This is a genomic window from Williamsia phyllosphaerae, assembly GCF_014635305.1.
Taxonomy (GTDB): domain Bacteria; phylum Actinomycetota; class Actinomycetes; order Mycobacteriales; family Mycobacteriaceae; genus Williamsia_A; species Williamsia_A phyllosphaerae.
This window is the reverse complement of record NZ_BMCS01000002.1, coordinates 168590-185978: the sequence shown is the minus strand read 5'-3', so window position 1 is coordinate 185978 and position 17389 is coordinate 168590. Positions and strand designations below refer to the sequence as shown.

Genomic DNA, 17389 nt, shown 5'->3' with positions numbered 1-17389 from the left:
TGGACCGGTGACTGCGACTGCACTCGACGGCAAGGCCACCCGCGACGAGATCTTCGTCGATCTGACCGAACGGGTGCGTGCACTCGGCGAGGCGGGCATCGCGCCCGGCCTCGGGACGGTCCTCGTGGGCGACGACCCGGGATCCCAGGCCTACGTGCGCGGAAAGCACTCCGACTGCGCCAAGGTCGGCATCGCCTCGCTCCGACGTGACCTGCCCGCCGACACCACCACCGAGCAGCTCAACGCCGTCATCGACGAACTCAACGCCGATCCCGCGTGCACCGGCTACATCGTCCAGCTCCCGCTGCCCGCGCACCTCGACGACAACGCCGCACTCGAGCGCATCGCCCCCGAGAAGGACGCCGACGGTCTGCACCCGATCAACCTCGGACGGTTGGTCCTCGGCACGGAGTCGACGCTGCCGTGCACCCCGCGCGGCGTCGTCCACCTGCTCCGTCGCTACGACGTCCCCCTCGCCGGCGCCCGCGTCGTCGTGGTCGGCCGCGGCGTCACCATCGGCCGCCCCATCGGCCTCCTGCTGACCCGACGCAGCGAGAACGCGACGGTCACGTTGTGCCACACCGGAACCGCCGACCTCGCCTCAGAGGTGTCGCGCGCCGACATCGTCGTCGCGGCCGCCGGTGTCCCGCACCTGATCACCGCCGACATGGTCAAACCCGGTGCCGCGGTGCTCGACGTCGGTGTCAGCCGTACCGACGCCGGACTGGTCGGCGACGTCGCCCCGGACGTGTGGGAGGTCGCCGGGCACGTGTCGCCGAACCCCGGCGGGGTCGGGCCGCTGACCCGGGCTTTCCTGCTCGTCAACGTCGTGGAGCGCGCGGAGAAGCAGTTGGCCGCGCAGCGCGCGCAGGCCCGATGACCGCCGACCGCCCGTCGGACACCGATCGACGCGATGCCGCGGTCGCGTTCCAGCGTGCCCGACGGGTCCGCGCGTTCGTGGTGCAGATCCCGTTCGCCATCGTCCTGATCTTCGTCGCGGTGGCCGTGGTGTTCCTGGTGCTCGACCGCTGGCGACGCGGCGCGTTCGTCTTCGGCGCCGGAGCGGTGCTCGCCGCGCTGCTCCGCGCCGTGCTGCCCACCTCGCGCGTGGGACTGCTGCAGGTCCGCAGTCGGGTGTTCGATGTCGGGGCGATGGCCGCTGCGGGTGCGGCGATCCTCTGGCTGGCCACCTCGATCGACCCCCTCGGAACCGACTGAGGTCCTGGTCACGGCAAAAAGGTTGGTGCTCGCCGTGACCGAACTGTTACCGTTGTACCCATATGACTTCCGGTCCTGCTACCACCCTTGGCGTCTCTGCCGGTAACGGCATGATCCACTGTGCCCTCGTCACGGTGGACGACGGGGGTCGGCGGTCGGTCGATTCACGGGTCATCGACGTCGACCCCACCGACCGGTTCGATCGTGCCGGACGGGTCAACTCCGGCATCGACCTGATGCTCGACCGTGCACGCAGCAACGGTACGGCGGTGGGTTCGATCGGCGTGGCCTGTCGCACCACAGCCCAGGGTCGCGAGATCGCCTCCCGGGGCGCCGGTCCGCGTCGCCAGATCCACCTCGTGGGCGACGCCGAGTCGGTGGCACGTGCGCTCGCCGAATCCGGCGAGATAGCAGCGCATCCCGACGTCGTCGTCGTCGACTGCGGCGACACCGGCGTGACCATGTTCCGTCTCGACACCTCATCCGGGGCGATCTCGGACATCACCCGCTCGACCGCCGTGTCCGGGTTCGCCCTCGACGCCGCGCTGGCCGATCAGGTGGCCGCCCAGACCAGCCCGATGACGTCGCGGGCCGGGTGGGCCGCGCTCGTCTCGGGCTGCCGTACGGCCAAAGAAGATCTGTCGCAGGAGGACTCGACCACTTTCCAGGTCGCCGGGGTCGACCGGGAGATGTCGGTGTCGATGCTCGAGGCGGCGATCGCCACGATGGCCGAGAGGCTGATCACCGAGGTGACCGGGTTCGTCGACTCCGCGTCGGTGCCCGTGGTCCTCGTCGGTGGTCTCGCCAACATCCCCGCACTGCACGCCGTCGTCGAGCGCGACGGACCGACCCAGGTGATCCGCCCGGAGTCACCGGAACTGTTGTGCGCCATCGGTGCCGCCTTGCTGGCCGGGTCGGGTGGTGCGGCCCCACTGCGGCTGGCCTTCATCGGCGGTCGTCGCCACCGGGACTGGCTCTCCGCGGTCCCGCTGGCCGTCGTCGGTGCTCTGCTCGCAGGCACGATGTTGACCGTCTACGCCGTCGGAGCCGCCCTCACCGGCAACTCCTCGCCGGAGGTGCTCACCCCGTCCGGCCCGGCGTCCTCGGTGGTCGGCGAACCGGCGGTCAACGTCGCCACCGCGACCTCGGCGACGTCGATCTCGCCCACTCGTTCGGTCGCCCCGGCGGTCCCGGAGTCCTCGACGACGATCGCACCGGAGACGACGACCGAGCAGGCGCCGGTGGAGACCTTCACACCCGCGTCACCGCGGGTGCCGAATCGTCCCGGTTGGGCGACAACAGAATTGCCGACCATGCCCTCGTCGCAGGTGCCGACCTCCACGATCACGCCGGAGAACTCGGCGCCGGGTCCGAGTACACCGGCGGTGCCGGGGTCGCAGACGGGCTCGCCGAATCCGTACTCGGGATCGGTGCCGCCGCCGAAGGACGCGCCCACGCGCACACTGACGCCTTACCCCAATCCGCTGGACCGCGCCCCGAGCAGATCGGCGCCGGGGACACCCACCACCGCCCCGGTCGGCTGAGGCCCCCTGCGTCGCAGGGACCGGGTCAGCGCCGCGCGAGTTCCAGGGTGCGCTTGAGGAGATCGGCGATGGCGTCGAACTCGGTCAGGAATCCGTCGTGTCCGTTGTCGGAGTGCACGATCTGCAGTCCGCCGACGCAGCCGGGCATCTGCTCGGCCAACTCGGCCTGGGTCCGCAGCGGGTAGAGCCGATCGGAGGTGATGCCGCCGACGACCACCGGGACGTGGCACCCCTGCAGAGCCGCGCGCGTCCCGCCACGGTTGCGTCCCACGTCGTGATGGTTGAGCACCTCACTGAGCACCACATAGCTGCCGGCATCGAATCGCGCGACGAGTTTGTCGGCCTGGTGCTCGAGGTAGCTCTGTACCGCGTAGCGCCCGCCCACCAGCGGATCCTCGTCGCCCTGAGGCTCATTGGTGAAGCGGCTGTCGAGTTCGGGCTCGGAACGGTAGTACATGTGCGCGATCCGACGGGCGATGCCGAGGCCGGCGGTGGGCCGGTCGGGCGTGCCGTGGTAGTCGCCGCCGTGCCAGTGCGGATCGGCCTTGATCGCGGCGATCTGCGTTGTCTGCGTGCCGATCTGGTCGGCGGTGGCCCGCGGTCCGACGGCCAGGATCAAGGCGCTGCGCACGCGTTCGGGAAAGCCGATGACCCACTCGAGCGAACGGGCGCCGCCCATAGATCCGCCGAGAACCGCTGCCACCGAGTCGATCCCGAGCGCATCCATCAGGGCGACCTCGGCCCGGACCTGATCCAGCACGGTGATCTGCGGGAACCTCGACCCCCAGGTGTTGCCGTCGGAGTCGGGGGAGGAGGGGCCGGTGGATCCGTTGCACCCGCCGAGCACGTTGGCCGATACGACGCACCACTCGTCGGTGTCGACCGCGCACCCCGGTCCGATCAGACCGTCCCACCAGCCGGGGGAGAGTTGACCGGGACCGGCCGGGCCGGTCACGTGGCTGTCGCCGGTGAGCGCGTGCAGGGCGAGGACGACGTTGTCACGGTCGGGTGACAGACGGCCCCAGCGCTGGAACGCCATGGTGACGTCGTCGATCCGTTCGCCGTTGTCGAGCGAGATCGGACCCACGGACACGCTGGTGAGCTGCCCGTCCGGGAGGGTCTCCCAGTCGGATGTCGTCTCCGAGGGTGCAGACACCGAGAGTGCCCGTGGGTCGATGCTCACAGTTACCTGGCCGCTCCGAATCCTGTCTCCAGATCGGCGATGATGTCGTCGATCCCCTCGATGCCCACCGCGAGGCGCACCAGTCCCGGGGCCACGCCGGCGGCGAGCTGCTCCTCGGGAGCCAGCTGCGAGTGCGTGGTCGACGCCGGGTGGATGACCAGCGAGCGGACGTCGCCGATGTTGGCGACGTGGCTGTGCAGCGTCAACGCGTCGACGAAGCGCTTGCCCGCGTCCACGCCGCCGGTGATCTCGAACGCCACGATGGCGCCCTGACCCTTGGGGGCGAGCTGTTGCCCGCGCTCGTACCACCGCGACGACTGCAGGCCGGCGTAGGCCACCGACTCGACCTGAGCATGACCCTCGAGGAACTCCGCCACCTTCTGTGCGTTCGCGACGTGCCGCTCGATGCGCAGGCTCAGGGTCTCGATGCCCTGCGAGATCAGGAATGCGTTGAACGGCGAGATGGCCGCACCGGTGTCACGCAGCCACTGCACGCGGGCCTTGAGCGCGAAGGCCGGGGCGCCGAGGTCGGCGAACACCGCGCCGTGGTAGCTCGCGTCGGGCGTGGTGAACCCGGGGAACAGGTCGACTCCGTCGCGCTGATCGCGCCAGTCGAACGTGCCGCCGTCGACGATGACGCCGCCGACCGCGGTGCCGTGGCCACCGAGGTACTTGGTGGCGGAGTGCACGACGATGTCGGCGCCGTGCTCGAGCGGCTTGATCAGGTAGGGGGTGGCGACGGTGTTGTCGACGATGAGCGGGACGCCGTTCTCGTGCGCGACGCCGGACACCCCGGGGAGGTCGAGGATCTCGTTGTTGGGGTTCGAGATCGTCTCGCCGTAGAACGCCCGGGTGTTGGGCTTGACCGCGGCCCGCCACGAGTCGAGGTTCTCCGGGTCGTCGACGAAGGTGACCTCGATGCCGAACTTCGGCAGCGTGTAGTGGAAGAGGTTGTAGGTACCGCCGTAGAGGCGCGGGCTGGACACGACGTGTCCGCCGGTCTCGACGATGTTGAGGATCGAGTAGGTCTCGGCCGCCTGCCCCGACGCCACCAGCAGCGCCGCGACGCCACCCTCCAGCGCGGCGATGCGCTGCTCGACGGCATCCTGCGTCGGATTCATGATGCGGGTGTAGATGTTGCCCGGTTCGGCGAGTCCGAACAGGTCGGCCGCGTGTTGGGTGTCGCGGAACGTGTACGAGGTGGTCTGGTAGATCGGCAGTGCGCGTGCCGAGGTGGCCGCGTCCACGGTCTGGCCGGCATGGATCTGCTTGGTCTCGAAGGACCAGTTCAGAGTGGGATCCTCGGGCTCGAGGGTGCCGTCGTACGGGAGATCAGACATCTGAATGGAGCTCTCTTTCGGTCGGCCGGGCAACGGTGCCCGGTGTGGGTCCGACCTTCGGACCCGCGCTTGCCGTGGCCTCACCGCATGCGGTGGGCGTCCACAACCCGGTCAATCACCCGGAGCACCCCACCGCGGTTGGAGGGTTGCCGATCAGCAAGCCGGGGCTTGACGCTGATACTCATGACCTGGCGTCAAGGATATAACACCGGGATTTCGCCGACGGAAGGCTCTGACGCAGAGCGATCGCAACGGCGGCCCGCCTTGCGTTCGCGATGGTCCTCGGGGATCGGGTCGCCGGACCCCCGCGCGCGAGGAAAAGAATTGTTAGCGAATGCACAATGAATGCATTCATTTGCGCATTGTTCTGTGAATTATTCGTGCGTTCAAACGATTTCCGACAATGTCGTGAATCCATATTCTGAGAAACCAGGCGTGCTGGTGTCGGCACCGGACGAAAGTGGTTTCTTCAGTGAAGATCTTGCGTGCGCGACTCGCGCTCACCGTTGCGTCGGCATCGATACCGGTCGTGTTGGTGCTGTTCCAGGGCGGTGTCGCGTCCGCTGTCGAGGCCCAGAGCGCCGCCTGTCCTTCGTCGGGAAAGGTCTTCATCCTCGACGGGACCAACGACGATCCGTTGAATTACCACACCCGGGACATCGCCTCGCGCTACGAGGGATACGACGTGGAACACGTGGACTATCCGGCAAATGTGTGGCCGTTGGGTGCCACGTCCTATGCGGCGAGTGCGGCCGCCGGTCGTACCGCCGTGCACCGCGACATCGCGGCCTACCGGGCGACGCCCGGGTGTTCGGAGAGCCCGGTCGTCATCGTGGGCTACTCGCAAGGGGCAGCCATCGCCGGCGACGAGCTCCACGCGCTCGCCTCCGATCCGGACCAGGCCATCGCGACCAAGGACAGCAACGGCGCCCCGATCGTGTCCGGCGAGCTGTACTCCGATCCGCGTCGCACCGGGGACTCCCGCGGGCGCGGTGTCGAACTGTCCATGGTCGGTGTCATACCGGGGCTCGGGATGCGCGGGCCGCGTGGGCCCGGTGGCTACGGCGACATCCCGGTGCTCGACGTGTGCGTCGACGGCGACCCCATCTGCGACCTGCCCGATCCCCTCCATGATCCGGTCGGCGCCCTCGATGCGCTGCTCGCATTCGGTACGAAGCATTTCGAGTACGGCCAGTACATGAGGGACCCCGCCGCGCTGGGGCAAGGTCCTGAACCGACCGGGCCCGTCCTGCTCGCCCGACCGATGGCGATCTCGATCCTGCTCAACCGTGTCGGAGTGCACGCCCTCGACGATGTCCACTCGTACTACATCCCGCTTCGGTATCCCGAACTCGCGCGGATCCAACCGGTGCTCGCGTTCTTCCAGGCGAGGGGTCCGCAGTACCCGGAGTTGGGCCACGGGGCCACGCTTCCCGATCTGCTCACGATCGGCAGCGCGCTCCGGGGAGATCCCGCAGCACAGGCTCGGCTGCTCGTCTCCCTTCGCGGCATCGCCCGGTACCCGATTCGATTCGCGAGCGATTGGGCCGTGGTCGTCCGCGAGCGCGTAGCCGGTCGTGTGCCTGCCACCGCACCCGTTCGGGGCGCCGGGGCAAACGTCGATGTCCCGACCGCGTCCACTCCGCCTGCACTGACCTCGAACAACGGCCCGAGCCCGAGCCCGAGCCCGATACCCCCGCGCCCGATGACCCCGTCCACGCCCGGTTCCTCTCCCGGTCCGTTGCGGGCGGCGGTGAGAGAACGGCTCGGTGAAGTCCTCACGAGGTTCCGGCCGACGAAACCGTCGCCGTCGACCCCGACCACGTCCCCGGACACGGCGTCGCCCACCGCGCCGCCGACCCCCGACCGAACAACGGGCACGCCGTCGGCGGGCTCCCACTCGGACCAGTCGTCGACCACCGACGACTCCCACGGTGGCGCAGAAGCGTCCTGACCTCGGGGCGGGTGTGAAGCAACTCACCCGCATCCTCGGAATCTTTCTCACGAGGTCGACCGTTGAGGTGACTCGTGGCGCCCACCGGTGTGCGCTGCGCCCCATCGCAAGCGGACCTGACGGTTCACCCTGTGTGAGAGGAGTGCGCCATGGCCACCGCGCTGAACACCCACCCCGACTCGTCCTGCGCGGCGGTCGCCCGCACCCGACGGGTCGCGATCCTCGCGCTCGCCCTTGGCGGCTTCGGCATCGGCACCACCGAGTTCGTCTCGATGGGGCTGCTCCCGAACATCGCCGGCTCGCTCGACATCAGCGAACCCACCGCCGGCCACGTCATCTCCGCCTACGCGCTCGGTGTTGTCGTCGGCGCGCCCCTGATCGCCGCGGCCACCGCGCGGATGTCGCGACGGACCCTGCTCATCGCTCTGATGGTCGCGTTCGTGATCGGCAACGCCGCGACGGTCTTCGCTCCCACCTACGGGACGCTGATGGCGGCCCGGTTCGTCGCGGGTCTGCCCCACGGTGCCTACTTCGGTGTCGCCGCGCTCGTCGCGGCCCACCTCGCCGGTGCGGGCAGCCGCGCCAAGGCCGTCGGTCAGGTCATGATGGGCCTGTCGGTGGCCAACGTGGTCGGTGTCCCGGCCGCCACGTGGCTCGGCGACTCGCTCGGGTGGCGCACCGCGTTCGGCGTGGTCGTCGTCATCGGACTGCTCACCATCGCCGCCCTGATCCGGTACCTGCCCACGCTGACGGGCATGACGATGACCAATCCGATGACCGAACTCGGCGCCCTCGCCCGCCCGCAGGTGTGGTTCACCCTGCTGATCGGGATCGTCGGCTTCGGCGGCATGTTCGCGTTCTACACCTACATCCACACGACCCTGACCGACGTCTCCGGTCTCCCCGGGGGCCTCGTCCCGATCGCACTCATGCTCTTCGGGATCGGCATGGTCGTCGGCAACATCGTCGGCGGCGCGCTCGCCGACCGCAACGTCGTCGGGACGCTCGTCGCCGGACTGGTCTCGATCGTCGTCGCCCTGCTGGTGTTCGTCGCCGTGGCGGGCAACGTCTGGACCGCGCTGGTCCTGGTCTTCGTCGTCGGTGTGACCGGCTCGGCGCTGGTGCCCGCACTGCAGACACGACTCATGGACGTCGCCGACGACGCCCAGACCCTGGCCGCCGCACTCAACCACTCCGCGCTCAACGTCGCCAACGCCGGCGGTGCCTGGCTCGGTGGCCTGGTCATCGCAGGAGGGTTCGGTTACCGCGCACCGTCGGTGCTCGGGGCCGGCCTCGGCGTCGCCGGACTGGTGATGCTCGCGGTGGCGGTCCTCGCGCAGCGACGCACCACCGGCAAGGCCAACTCCGTTGCGGCCGATATCGATACGCCGATGGCCGTCCACTAGTCTCGCGGCCGTGCCCTTCACGATCACCACAGCCAACGTCAACGGTGTCCGCGCCGCGGTCAAGGAACGCAATCCGCACAACCCCGGGATGCTGCCCTGGCTGGGCGAGCCGATCGGCTCACGCTTCGTGCTGATGCAGGAGATCCGGGCCACCGAGGAGCAGGCCCGAGAGGCCCTGGCTCCCGCGCTCGAGGCCGGATGGCACCTGTCGATGGTCGACTCGTCGGTCAAGGGCCACGCCGGCGTCGGGGTGCTGAGCACGCTCCCGCCCACCGCGGTGCGCCGAGGTTTCGGCAGCGACGAGTTCGATCACACCGGCCGGTACCTGGAGGCCGATTTCGCCGCCGCCGACGACCGGCCCGCGCTCACGGTGGGGTCGCTGTACCTCCCCAAGGGTGCTTCGGACGGATCCAAGCGCGACGACAAGTTCCGCTTCATGGATTCCTTCGCGACCCACCTCGACACCCTCGCGCGCAAGCGGCGTGCGGTCGTCGTGGGCGGTGACTGGAACATCGCGCACACCGAGCTGGACCTCAAGGCGTGGAAGACGAACGCGAAGAGTCCCGGGTTCCTCCCCGAGGAGCGGCAGTGGGTCGCCGACCTGCTCGCCGGTCGGTGGACCGACGTGGTGCGGTCGCTGCGCGGTGACGAGCCGGGGCCGTACTCCTGGTGGTCGTGGCGCGGCAAGGCCTTCGACAACGATTCCGGATGGCGGATCGACTACCACCTGGCCAACGCGACGGCGGCGAGGCTCGCGTCCTCGGCCCGCGTGGAGCGGGCCGAGGCATACGACCGGCGCTGGTCGGACCACGCCCCGGTCACCGTCGAGTACGCCTAGAAACCTGTTTGTGCACGGATGGAAGAATCGGCAACCATGACCAGCCCCCGGGTACTGTCCGGTATCCAGCCCACCAGCGATTCGTTCCACCTCGGCAACTACCTGGGTGCGGTGCGGCAGTGGGTGGCGCTGCAGGACGATTTCGAGGCGTTCTACTTCATCCCGGACATGCACGCGATCACCGCGCCGCACGATCCCGCCGCGCTGCGTGAGCGCACGCACGTCAGTGTCGCCCAGTTGCTCGCCGTCGGTGTCGATCCCGAGCGCGCGACGATCTACGTGCAGTCCCACGTCCCGGAGATCGCGCAGCTGACCTGGGTGCTGTCGTGCATCACGGGGTTCGGCGAGGCGAGCCGGATGACGCAGTTCAAGGACAAGTCGGCCAAGCAGGGCGCGGATTCCTCCAGCGTCGGGCTGTTCACCTACCCCATCCTGATGGCCGCGGACATCCTCGCATTCCAGGTCGACCGCGTCCCGGTCGGGGAGGACCAGCGGCAGCATCTCGAGCTGACCCGAAACCTGGCCCAGCGGTTCAACTCCCGGTTCGGGGAGACGTTCGTCGTCCCGACCGCGCACATCGTCAGCGAGACGGCCAAGATCTACGACCTGCAGAACCCCACGGCCAAGATGAGCAAGTCGGCCGACAGCGACGCCGGACTGATCAACCTGCTCGACGACCCGAAGCGGTCGGCGAAGAAGATCCGGTCGGCGGTCACCGACAACGAGCGCGAGATCCGGTTCGACGTCGAGCACAAACCCGGTGTGTCCAATCTGCTCTCGATCCAGTCCGCGCTGACGGGTACCCCGATCGCCGACCTGGTGGCCGGATACGAGGGCAAGGGATACGGCGATCTGAAGGTCGAGACCGCCGAGGTGCTCGTCGAGTTCGTCGAGCCGCTGCGCGGCCGGGTCACCGACCTGCTCGCCGATCGGGGCGAGCTGGACGCCATCCTGGCGCGGGGGGCCGCGCGGGCCCGAGACGTGGCCGCGCAGACGCTGGCAACGGCCTATGACAGGGTGGGGTTCCTGCCGAGGACGTAGCTTCGGCGAGGCACGCAGCAGCCCACCGCCGACGAGCAGGGAGCGATGATGGCCGACACGCAGAAGACCACGACCCCCGAGACCGCGGAGTCCTCCGACGACACACCCTCCCGCCTGGAGACCCTGCGTGCGAAGTACCCGTGGCTCGATCATCTGATCCGTGCCGGCGGCCGCTATCAGAGCAGCAAGGGCGACTTCTTCGCGGCGGGTGCCACGTACTTCAGCATCCTGGCGCTGTTCCCCCTGCTGATGATCGGGTTCGCCGCGGCGGGTTTCGTGTTCGTCGCGAGCCCCGATCTCCTCGACGACGCGAAGAACAAGATCGCCGATTCGGTGCAGGGCGACATGGGCAACCAGTTGCAGGATCTGATGGACCAGGCGATCTCGTCGCGGGCGTCGATCGGTGTCATCGGTCTGGTCCTCGCGGTCTACTCCGGCCTCGGATGGATGGCCAACCTGCGCAACGCACTGACCGTGCAGTGGGGGACCGAGCCGCCGTCGTCGTCGTTCGTCAAGACCAAGCTCGGTGACCTCGGTGCACTGCTCGGTCTGTTCGTGGCCCTGGTCGTGTCGTTCGGGCTGTCCGCGCTGGCGGGAAGCGGGCTGACGACAACCATCCTCGAGCTGGTCAACCTCGACCACCTGCCCGGCGTGTCCATCCTGGTCCGCGTGCTCTCGATCGTGGTCTCGCTCGCCGCCTCCACGCTGCTGTTCACCTGGGTGATCGCGCGGCTGCCGCGGATCCCGTTGCCGTACCGCAACGCGGTCAAGGCGGGCCTGCTGACCGCGGTCGTCTTCGAGGTCTTCAAGTTCATCGCGACCTTCTACCTCAAGGGCGTCACCAGTGGCCCCGCGGGCGCGACCTTCGGTCCGATCATCGGCATCATGGTGTTCGCTTTCTTCACCACCCGCATCATCCTGTTCGCCACGGCCTGGGCGGCCACCGACGAGGCGAACGCCCGCTTCGAACAGACGGCGGTGCCCGACCCCGTCACCATCGCGCCGACCGTGGTGGTCCGTCCGGAGCCGTCACCCACGACCGTCGCAGCGTCCATCGCCGCGGGCGCGGTTGCGGCGCTGACGTTCTCCCGGTTCCGGTCGCGCCGGAGGTAGCTGGTCTCGGCTGGTTCAGCGAGAGCGGCGGTTGACCCGAATCGCGGCGTAGACGAGCCCGATGACCACCACTACGCCGACGCCGCCGACGAGCAGGCGACCGGTCCAGTCCGAGCCGCCGGGTCCGTCCGGTGACGAGGGGTAGGCCAGATTCCCCGACCGGTCCGAGCCGGTGTCCGCCGACGGCGTGGTCGACGCGCCTGCGCCCGCGGGACCCGACACCAGCGTGCCCACCGACGCCTGCGCGCCGGTCGCGAATCCGAGGTCGAGCAGTGCCTTCGCCTGATCCCAGTACGAGTCGCCCGCCTCGTTGAGGCCGTACATCTGCACCACGATGAGCGTGCGGCCGTCGCGTTCGACGGCGCCGACGAAGGTCTTGCGGGCGTCGTCGGTGTAACCGGTCTTGCCGCCGATGGTGCCGGGATACTGGTCGAGCAGCAGTCGGTTCTGCGTCTGCATGAGGTACCCGGGGTGGTCTTTGTCGCCGGGGACGTCGGCGAGTTTCGGGTAACCCGGGAACGGGGCGCTGACGTTCGACACCAGCTCCCGGAAGGTCGAGTTCTGCAGCGCCGCACGGAAGATCAGCGCCAGATCGTAGGGCGATGTGCTCATGCCGGGTGCGTCCAGTCCCGACGGTGATGCCGCGCGGGTGTCCTCGGCGCCGAGGTCGTGCGCCAGTTCGTTCATCTTGCCCACGGCCACGTCGTAACCACCGAGTTCGCGGGCCAGGGCGTTGGCGCAGTCGTTTCCCGACACCATCAGCAGGCCCTGCAGCAGCTGTCGCACGGTGTAGGTGCCGCCGGGACCGATACCCGCCGAGTCACCCTCCATGCCGTAGTCCTCGCGCGTCCCGGTCACGACCTTGTCGAGGTCGAGTTCGTCGAGCGCGACCAACGCGAGCAGGGTCTTGATGGTGCTGGCCGGACGGTATCTGCCGTGTGGGTCCTTGGCGGCGAGCACCGCGCCCGACCCTGCGTCGGCGACGAGCCACCCGGCTGAGGTGATCCCGCGTGGGATCGCCGACGACCCGGCCGTCACGACGCCGCAGGCCGAGAGCCGTTCACCGCCGACGGTGGGATCGGGGACCGGCAGCGGCGCGGGTGCGGACTGGCCGGGCGGTGGCACCTCGGAGGAGTCGACGGCAGCCGCGGGTTGCGACCGGTACGGACATCTCTCGGTGTTCGGGGTGGACGGCGCGGCGACGTCGGGGGTCGCGACCACCGGGTCGGCCTGGGCGGGTGCGCCGACCGCGACACACGCCGCGAGGAGGGCGGACGCGACGAGAACGCGGAACGAGCGCGAGAGCGGGGACATTGCTGTCGAACGTACCGCGCGAACGAACGCAAACCCGGTATATCAGGATCGCAAGAACTCGGCGGCCCGGCGACCCCAGCCGCGGATGGCGTCGGGGTCCTCGGCGACCTCGAGGGTCGACGCGGGGAGCGCGTCGGCCAGCACCTGCGCCGTGCTCACCGGGTGGCCGGGATCGGTGGCCCACGGCAGGAGCAGGGTCGGGTGCCGCAGGCGGGCCACCTCCGCGGTGTCGGGGAGATCGGAGATCGCGGCCCCGCGCAGCACCGACGGCAGCAGGTCGATGCCGACCGACGGCCGCGTCGGCTCGTCGGCCCAGCCGCCCGCGGTGAGGATCTCCGCCTGCGGCTGCTCGGCCATCGCCTCGACGAAGGCGTCGATGCCGTGCTGCTCCGCGATCGATGCCGCGGCCAGATATCCCTCGACCTGGGCGGCCCGCGTCTGCCAGGCGGTGGGCGGGATGGCCAACACCAACCGACGGAACCGGTCGGGACGGCGTAGCGCCGCCCAGACGATGGTGGCCGTGCCCATCGATGCCCCGATGGCGTCGACCGGGGCGTCCGGTGACACGGCGTCGATCAGTGCGAGGAGGTCGTCGGCCAGGGTGGTCCAGGCGTAGTCGGCCGGCTCCGGACGACCGGTGGACTCGCCGTGACCCCGCGCGTCGTAGCGCACGAGCACGGCGTCGACGTCGTCGACGGCAGGCCAGTCGAAGATGCCGCGCGCGTCCTCGTCGGCACGACTCGAGGTCAGGCCGTGCGCGGAGACGACGACACGCCTGCCGTCGTCGGTCGGGGCGGGGGCGAAGACGAGGGCCGTTCCGGGACGGGGGAGCTGGGCGTCGGACATGGTGTCAGGGTAGGCGGAATACCCGTGTGCGCACGCGGGTTGAACACCCATGACGGTGCCCGACCCACTGCCCCGGGTACCACCCCATTTGCCGCCACGAGCGGCCTTCTGCCGAGAGGCGCAATGGCGGGCACCGTCACCTACCTCAGATCAGCGAGTACGCCTCGGTGAGCACCGACCGCAGGATCTGCTCGATCTCGTCGAACTCCGACTGACCGCAGATGAGCGGAGGTGCGAGCTGCACGACCGGATCGCCCCGGTCGTCGGCCCGGCAGTACAGCCCCGCCTCGAACAGGGCGTGCGACAGGAACCCGCGCAGGACCCTTTCGGACTCGTCGGCGGTGAACGTCTCCTTGGTCGCCTGGTCCTTGACCAGTTCGATCCCGTAGAAATAGCCCTCACCGCGGACGTCGCCGACGATCGGCAGATCCTTCAGCCGTTCCAGGGTCGAGCGGAACGCGCCCGCGTTGTTCTTGACGTTGTCGTTGATGCCCTCGCGCTCGAAGATGTCGAGGTTGGCCAGCGCCACCGCCGCCGAGACCGGGTGACCACCGAACGTGTAGCCGTGCGCGAACGAGGTGATGCCGTCGTCGAACGGCTCGAACAGGCGATCGCTGGCGATCATCGCGCCGATGGGGGAGTACCCGGAGGTCATGCCCTTCGCGCACGTGATGATGTCGGGGACGTAACCGAAGTCGTCGCAGGCGAACATCGAGCCGATCCGCCCGAAGGCGCAGATCACCTCGTCCGACACCAGCAGCACGTCGTACTCGTCGCAGATCTCGCGTACCCGTTCGAAGTATCCGGGTGGGGGCGGGAAGCAACCGCCCGCATTCTGCACGGGCTCCAGGAACACCGCGGCCACCGTCTCCGGACCTTCGAACTCGATCGCCTCGGCGATCCGGTCGGCGGCCCACCGCCCGAACGCCTTCGGGTCGTCACCGTGTTCGGTGGCGCGGTAGATGTTGGTGTTGGGCACGCGGAACGCGCCGGGGGTCAGCGGCTCGAAATCCTGCTTCATCGCCGGGATCCCGGTGATGGCGAGCGCTCCCTGCGGCGTGCCGTGATAGGCGACGGCACGCGAGATCACCTTGTGCTTGTATGGCTTTCCCTTGAGCTTGAAGTACTTCTTGGCCAGCTTCCAGGCACTCTCGACCGCCTCGCCACCGCCGGTGGTGAAGAAGACACGGTTGAGGTCCGCGGGGGCGTGGTGGGCCAGTCGCTCGGCGAGTTCGATCGCGGGTGGGGTGGCGTAGGACCACAGCGGGAAGAATCCCAGGGTCTGGGCCTGGTTCGCGGCGGCGCGGGCGAGTTCCTCCCGGCCGTGGCCGACCTGCACCACGAACAGGCCCGACAGGCCGTCGATGTAACTGCGGCCGCGGTCGTCGAAGATCCGGACCCCCTCGCCCCGGGTGATGACCGGTGGGGTGATGCCCTCGCCGTGACGGGCGAAGTGCCCCCAGAGATGTCGGGCGCTGCGGGCCCCGAGATCGGTACCGGCCGCATCGGAGTCGGAGCTCACGGGAAGTGGTGTCGTTGTCATCGGGTACCCCAGTTGTATTGCTGTTTGACGAGTTTCAGGTAGACGAGCGTCTCGGTGCCGGTCACACCCGGTTGGGTGCGCACCTTCTGGTTCAACAGTTCGAGCAGACCGTCGTCGTCCTCGCAGACCACCTCGATCATGATGTCGAACGATCCGGCGGTGAGGACCACGTAGTCGATCTCGTCGATCTCGGCGAGCTTGTCGGCCAACACCACCGAGTCGCCGGTGCAGCGGATGCCGATCATCGCCTGCCGGGCGAATCCCACCTGCAACGGATCGGTGACCGCGACGATCTGCAGAACCCCACTGTCGCTGAGCTTCTGGACACGATTGCGCACGGCGGCCTCGGAGAGACCGACCGATTTGCCCACCGATGCGTAGGACCGACGACCGTCGGTCTGCAACGCCTCGATGATCTGTTTCGAGACATGATCGAGGTCCTTGGCCACGAGCCAATGGTGACGGATTCCGTAGTTTTCCGCAAGAAAAGCCATCGATTCGGTCGTTCAACGACCGCTTTCGTGGCGGATTCCGTCTTCGTTCCCTTACCATCGGGCCATGACGTCCACTCTGCCCGCAGGCTGGGTGTCCGGTGCCGAGTTCGTCGGCACCGGCGCCGTGCACACCGTCATCGATCCGGCGACCGACCGGCCGGTGGCGCACATGGCGCTCGCCACCGCCGCCGATGTCGACGCCGCGATCGCCGTCGCGCGGGCCGCTCTGCCCGGTTGGGCCGGATCCACCCCGGGTGAACGCAGCACCGTTCTCGGTCGCCTGGCCCGGTTGATCGAGCGCGACGCCGACGCCCTCGCGGCGCAGGAGGTGTCGCAGACCGGCAAACCCATCCGGCTGGCCACCGAGTTCGACCTTCCCGGCGCCGTCGACAACACCGACTTCTTCGCCGGTATCGCGCGCAATCTCGAGGGCAAGGCCAGTGCCGAGTACTCCGCCGACCACACCTCGACGATCCGGCGGGAGGCCATCGGTGTCGTCGCGTCCATCACGCCGTGGAACTATCCACTCGGCATGGCGGTGTGGAAGGTCATGCCCGCCTTGGCCGCCGGGTGCACCGTCGTCCTCAAGCCGTCGGAGCTGACCCCGCTGACCACCATCACCCTCGCCGCCCTGGCGACCGAGGCCGGCGTGCCGGACGGGGTGCTCAACGTCCTCACCGGGACCGGCGCAGAGGTCGGCGCCCACCTCGCGGGCCACCGCGGTGTCGACATCGTGACGTTCACCGGATCCACCGGCGTGGGACGACGTGTCATGGCGGCCGCCGCCACGAACGGCACGCGCGTACAGCTCGAACTCGGTGGCAAGGCGCCCTTCGTGGTGTTCGACGACGCCGATCTCACCGCCGCGGTCCACGGTGCGGTCGCCGGGGCGCTGATCAACTCCGGGCAGGACTGCACCGCCGCCACCCGAGCGATCGTCGCCCGTGATCTCTACGACGACTTCGTCGCCGGGGTCGGGGATCTGATGTCGAGGGTCCGCGTGGGCGATCCGTCCGATCCCGCGACCGACATGGGGCCGCTGATCTCCCGCGCGCACCGCGACAAGGTGGCCGCGATGGTGTCCCGCGCCGCCGATTCCGGGATCCGGGTGATCACCGGGGGATCGGTGCCCGACGGTCCCGGCGCCTACTATCCGCCCACCCTGCTGGCCGACGTCGGCGAGGACGCGGAGGTCTACCGCGACGAGGTCTTCGGTCCGGTGCTCACGGTTAGCGCATTCGACGACGACGACGACGCGATCCGGCGGGCGAACGACACCGACTTCGGGTTGGCGGCCTCGGCGTGGACGCGGGACGTCTACCGCGCGCAGCGCGCCGGACGCGAGATCCACGCCGGCTGCGTGTGGATCAACGACCACATCCCCATCGTCAGCGAGATGCCACACGGGGGTTTCGGCGCCTCGGGGTTCGGCAAGGACATGTCCGCCTACTCGCTCGACGAGTACCTCAGCGTCAAACACGTGATGAGCGACATCACCGGCGTGGCCCGCAAGGACTGGCACCGCACGGTCTTCAGCCTTCCGAGAGGCGAGTGA

The 17389-nt window shown here is 69.0% G+C and carries 15 protein-coding genes and 1 riboswitch; of the genes, 9 read left to right on the top strand and 6 right to left on the bottom strand.

Features of this window, described 5'->3' with window-relative positions; translation table 11 throughout:
- Positions 1 to 7: 7 nt before the first annotated feature.
- The 3 genes from IEV93_RS14765 (at position 8) to IEV93_RS14755 (ending at position 2762) form a co-directional block, all read left to right on the top strand.
- The gene (locus IEV93_RS14765) at positions 8 to 880 is read left to right on the top strand and encodes a bifunctional methylenetetrahydrofolate dehydrogenase/methenyltetrahydrofolate cyclohydrolase (RefSeq protein WP_188490756.1); all 873 of its coding nucleotides are present in this window, start codon (positions 8 to 10) and stop codon (positions 878 to 880) included.
- A complete protein-coding gene (locus IEV93_RS14760) occupies positions 877 to 1218 on the top strand; it encodes a DUF3017 domain-containing protein (protein ID WP_188490755.1) in 342 nt (113 codons plus the stop codon). Before IEV93_RS14765 ends, IEV93_RS14760 begins: the two co-directional genes overlap by 4 nt.
- 110 nt (positions 1219 to 1328) lie before the next feature.
- Positions 1329 to 2762 (top strand): Hsp70 family protein, encoded by a 1434-nt coding sequence (locus IEV93_RS14755; RefSeq protein ID WP_188490754.1) that lies wholly within the window; start codon positions 1329 to 1331, stop codon positions 2760 to 2762.
- Between the two features lie 25 nt (positions 2763 to 2787).
- Here IEV93_RS14755 and metX read toward each other — a convergent pair whose 3' ends face one another.
- Together metX and IEV93_RS14745 are read right to left on the bottom strand one after the other, a co-directional pair.
- On the bottom strand, positions 2788 to 3945 hold the full coding sequence (gene metX, locus IEV93_RS14750) for a homoserine O-acetyltransferase MetX (protein WP_229705202.1): 1158 nt from the start codon (positions 3943 to 3945) through the stop codon (positions 2788 to 2790).
- Positions 3946 to 3947: 2 nt separating this feature from the next.
- Positions 3948 to 5285 (bottom strand): bifunctional o-acetylhomoserine/o-acetylserine sulfhydrylase, encoded by a 1338-nt coding sequence (locus tag IEV93_RS14745; protein ID WP_188490753.1) that lies wholly within the window; start codon positions 5283 to 5285, stop codon positions 3948 to 3950.
- A 60-nt stretch (positions 5286 to 5345) separates the two neighbouring features.
- Positions 5346 to 5474, bottom strand: a riboswitch (SAM riboswitch).
- A gap of 283 nt (positions 5475 to 5757) precedes the next feature.
- Between IEV93_RS14745 and IEV93_RS14740 the strand changes: the two genes are divergently transcribed.
- The 5 genes from IEV93_RS14740 (at position 5758) to yhjD (ending at position 11637) form a co-directional block, all read left to right on the top strand.
- Positions 5758 to 7239, top strand: a complete 1482-nt coding sequence (locus IEV93_RS14740; protein ID WP_188490752.1) for a PE-PPE domain-containing protein — start codon at positions 5758 to 5760, stop codon at positions 7237 to 7239.
- A 149-nt stretch (positions 7240 to 7388) separates the two neighbouring features.
- A complete protein-coding gene (locus IEV93_RS14735) occupies positions 7389 to 8645 on the top strand; it encodes an MFS transporter (protein WP_188490751.1) in 1257 nt (418 codons plus the stop codon).
- 10 nt (positions 8646 to 8655) lie between these two features.
- A complete protein-coding gene (locus tag IEV93_RS14730; protein WP_188490750.1) occupies positions 8656 to 9483 on the top strand; it encodes an exodeoxyribonuclease III in 828 nt (275 codons plus the stop codon).
- Between the two features lie 36 nt (positions 9484 to 9519).
- Complete coding sequence (gene trpS, locus IEV93_RS14725; protein WP_188490749.1) at positions 9520 to 10524, top strand: tryptophan--tRNA ligase; 1005 nt, start codon at positions 9520 to 9522, stop codon at positions 10522 to 10524.
- A gap of 48 nt (positions 10525 to 10572) precedes the next feature.
- Positions 10573 to 11637: an inner membrane protein YhjD gene (gene yhjD, locus IEV93_RS14720; protein ID WP_188490748.1), complete on the top strand. Its 1065-nt coding sequence runs from the start codon at positions 10573 to 10575 to the stop codon at positions 11635 to 11637.
- Positions 11638 to 11652: 15 nt separating this feature from the next.
- Here yhjD and IEV93_RS14715 read toward each other — a convergent pair whose 3' ends face one another.
- From IEV93_RS14715 to IEV93_RS14700, 4 genes are all read right to left on the bottom strand, one after another.
- A complete protein-coding gene (locus IEV93_RS14715) occupies positions 11653 to 12951 on the bottom strand; it encodes a D-alanyl-D-alanine carboxypeptidase family protein (protein WP_188490747.1) in 1299 nt (432 codons plus the stop codon).
- A 42-nt stretch (positions 12952 to 12993) separates the two neighbouring features.
- Entirely contained in the window at positions 12994 to 13797 is an 804-nt protein-coding gene (locus tag IEV93_RS14710; protein WP_229705201.1) for an alpha/beta fold hydrolase, read from the bottom strand.
- A gap of 145 nt (positions 13798 to 13942) precedes the next feature.
- Positions 13943 to 15340, bottom strand: coding sequence for an aspartate aminotransferase family protein (locus tag IEV93_RS14705; RefSeq protein WP_188490745.1), 1398 nt, complete (start codon positions 15338 to 15340; stop codon positions 13943 to 13945).
- Complete coding sequence (locus tag IEV93_RS14700) at positions 15337 to 15789, bottom strand: Lrp/AsnC family transcriptional regulator (RefSeq protein WP_371873843.1); 453 nt, start codon at positions 15787 to 15789, stop codon at positions 15337 to 15339. The genes IEV93_RS14705 and IEV93_RS14700 overlap by 4 nt, the downstream gene beginning before the upstream one ends.
- A gap of 109 nt (positions 15790 to 15898) precedes the next feature.
- On the opposite strand from IEV93_RS14700, the gene IEV93_RS14695 reads away from it, so the two are divergent.
- Positions 15899 to 17389, top strand: a complete 1491-nt coding sequence (locus tag IEV93_RS14695; protein ID WP_188490743.1) for a gamma-aminobutyraldehyde dehydrogenase — start codon at positions 15899 to 15901, stop codon at positions 17387 to 17389.

Bases quoted from the DNA above. Each gene is read 5' to 3' on its own strand.
- IEV93_RS14760 (WP_188490755.1), top strand. From the start codon at position 877: ATGACCGCCGACCGCCCGTCGGACACCGATCGACGCGATGCCGCGGTC.
- IEV93_RS14755 (WP_188490754.1), top strand. From the start codon at position 1,329: ATGATCCACTGTGCCCTCGTCACGGTGGACGACGGGGGTCGGCGGTCG.
- IEV93_RS14745 (WP_188490753.1), bottom strand. From the start codon at position 5,285: ATGTCTGATCTCCCGTACGACGGCACCCTCGAGCCCGAGGATCCCACT.
- IEV93_RS14735 (WP_188490751.1), top strand. From the start codon at position 7,389: ATGGCCACCGCGCTGAACACCCACCCCGACTCGTCCTGCGCGGCGGTC.
- trpS (WP_188490749.1), top strand. From the start codon at position 9,520: ATGACCAGCCCCCGGGTACTGTCCGGTATCCAGCCCACCAGCGATTCG.
- yhjD (WP_188490748.1), top strand. From the start codon at position 10,573: ATGGCCGACACGCAGAAGACCACGACCCCCGAGACCGCGGAGTCCTCC.
- IEV93_RS14715 (WP_188490747.1), bottom strand. From the start codon at position 12,951: ATGTCCCCGCTCTCGCGCTCGTTCCGCGTTCTCGTCGCGTCCGCCCTC.
- IEV93_RS14710 (WP_229705201.1), bottom strand. From the start codon at position 13,797: ATGTCCGACGCCCAGCTCCCCCGTCCCGGAACGGCCCTCGTCTTCGCC.
- IEV93_RS14705 (WP_188490745.1), bottom strand. From the start codon at position 15,340: ATGACAACGACACCACTTCCCGTGAGCTCCGACTCCGATGCGGCCGGT.
- IEV93_RS14695 (WP_188490743.1), top strand. From the start codon at position 15,899: ATGACGTCCACTCTGCCCGCAGGCTGGGTGTCCGGTGCCGAGTTCGTC.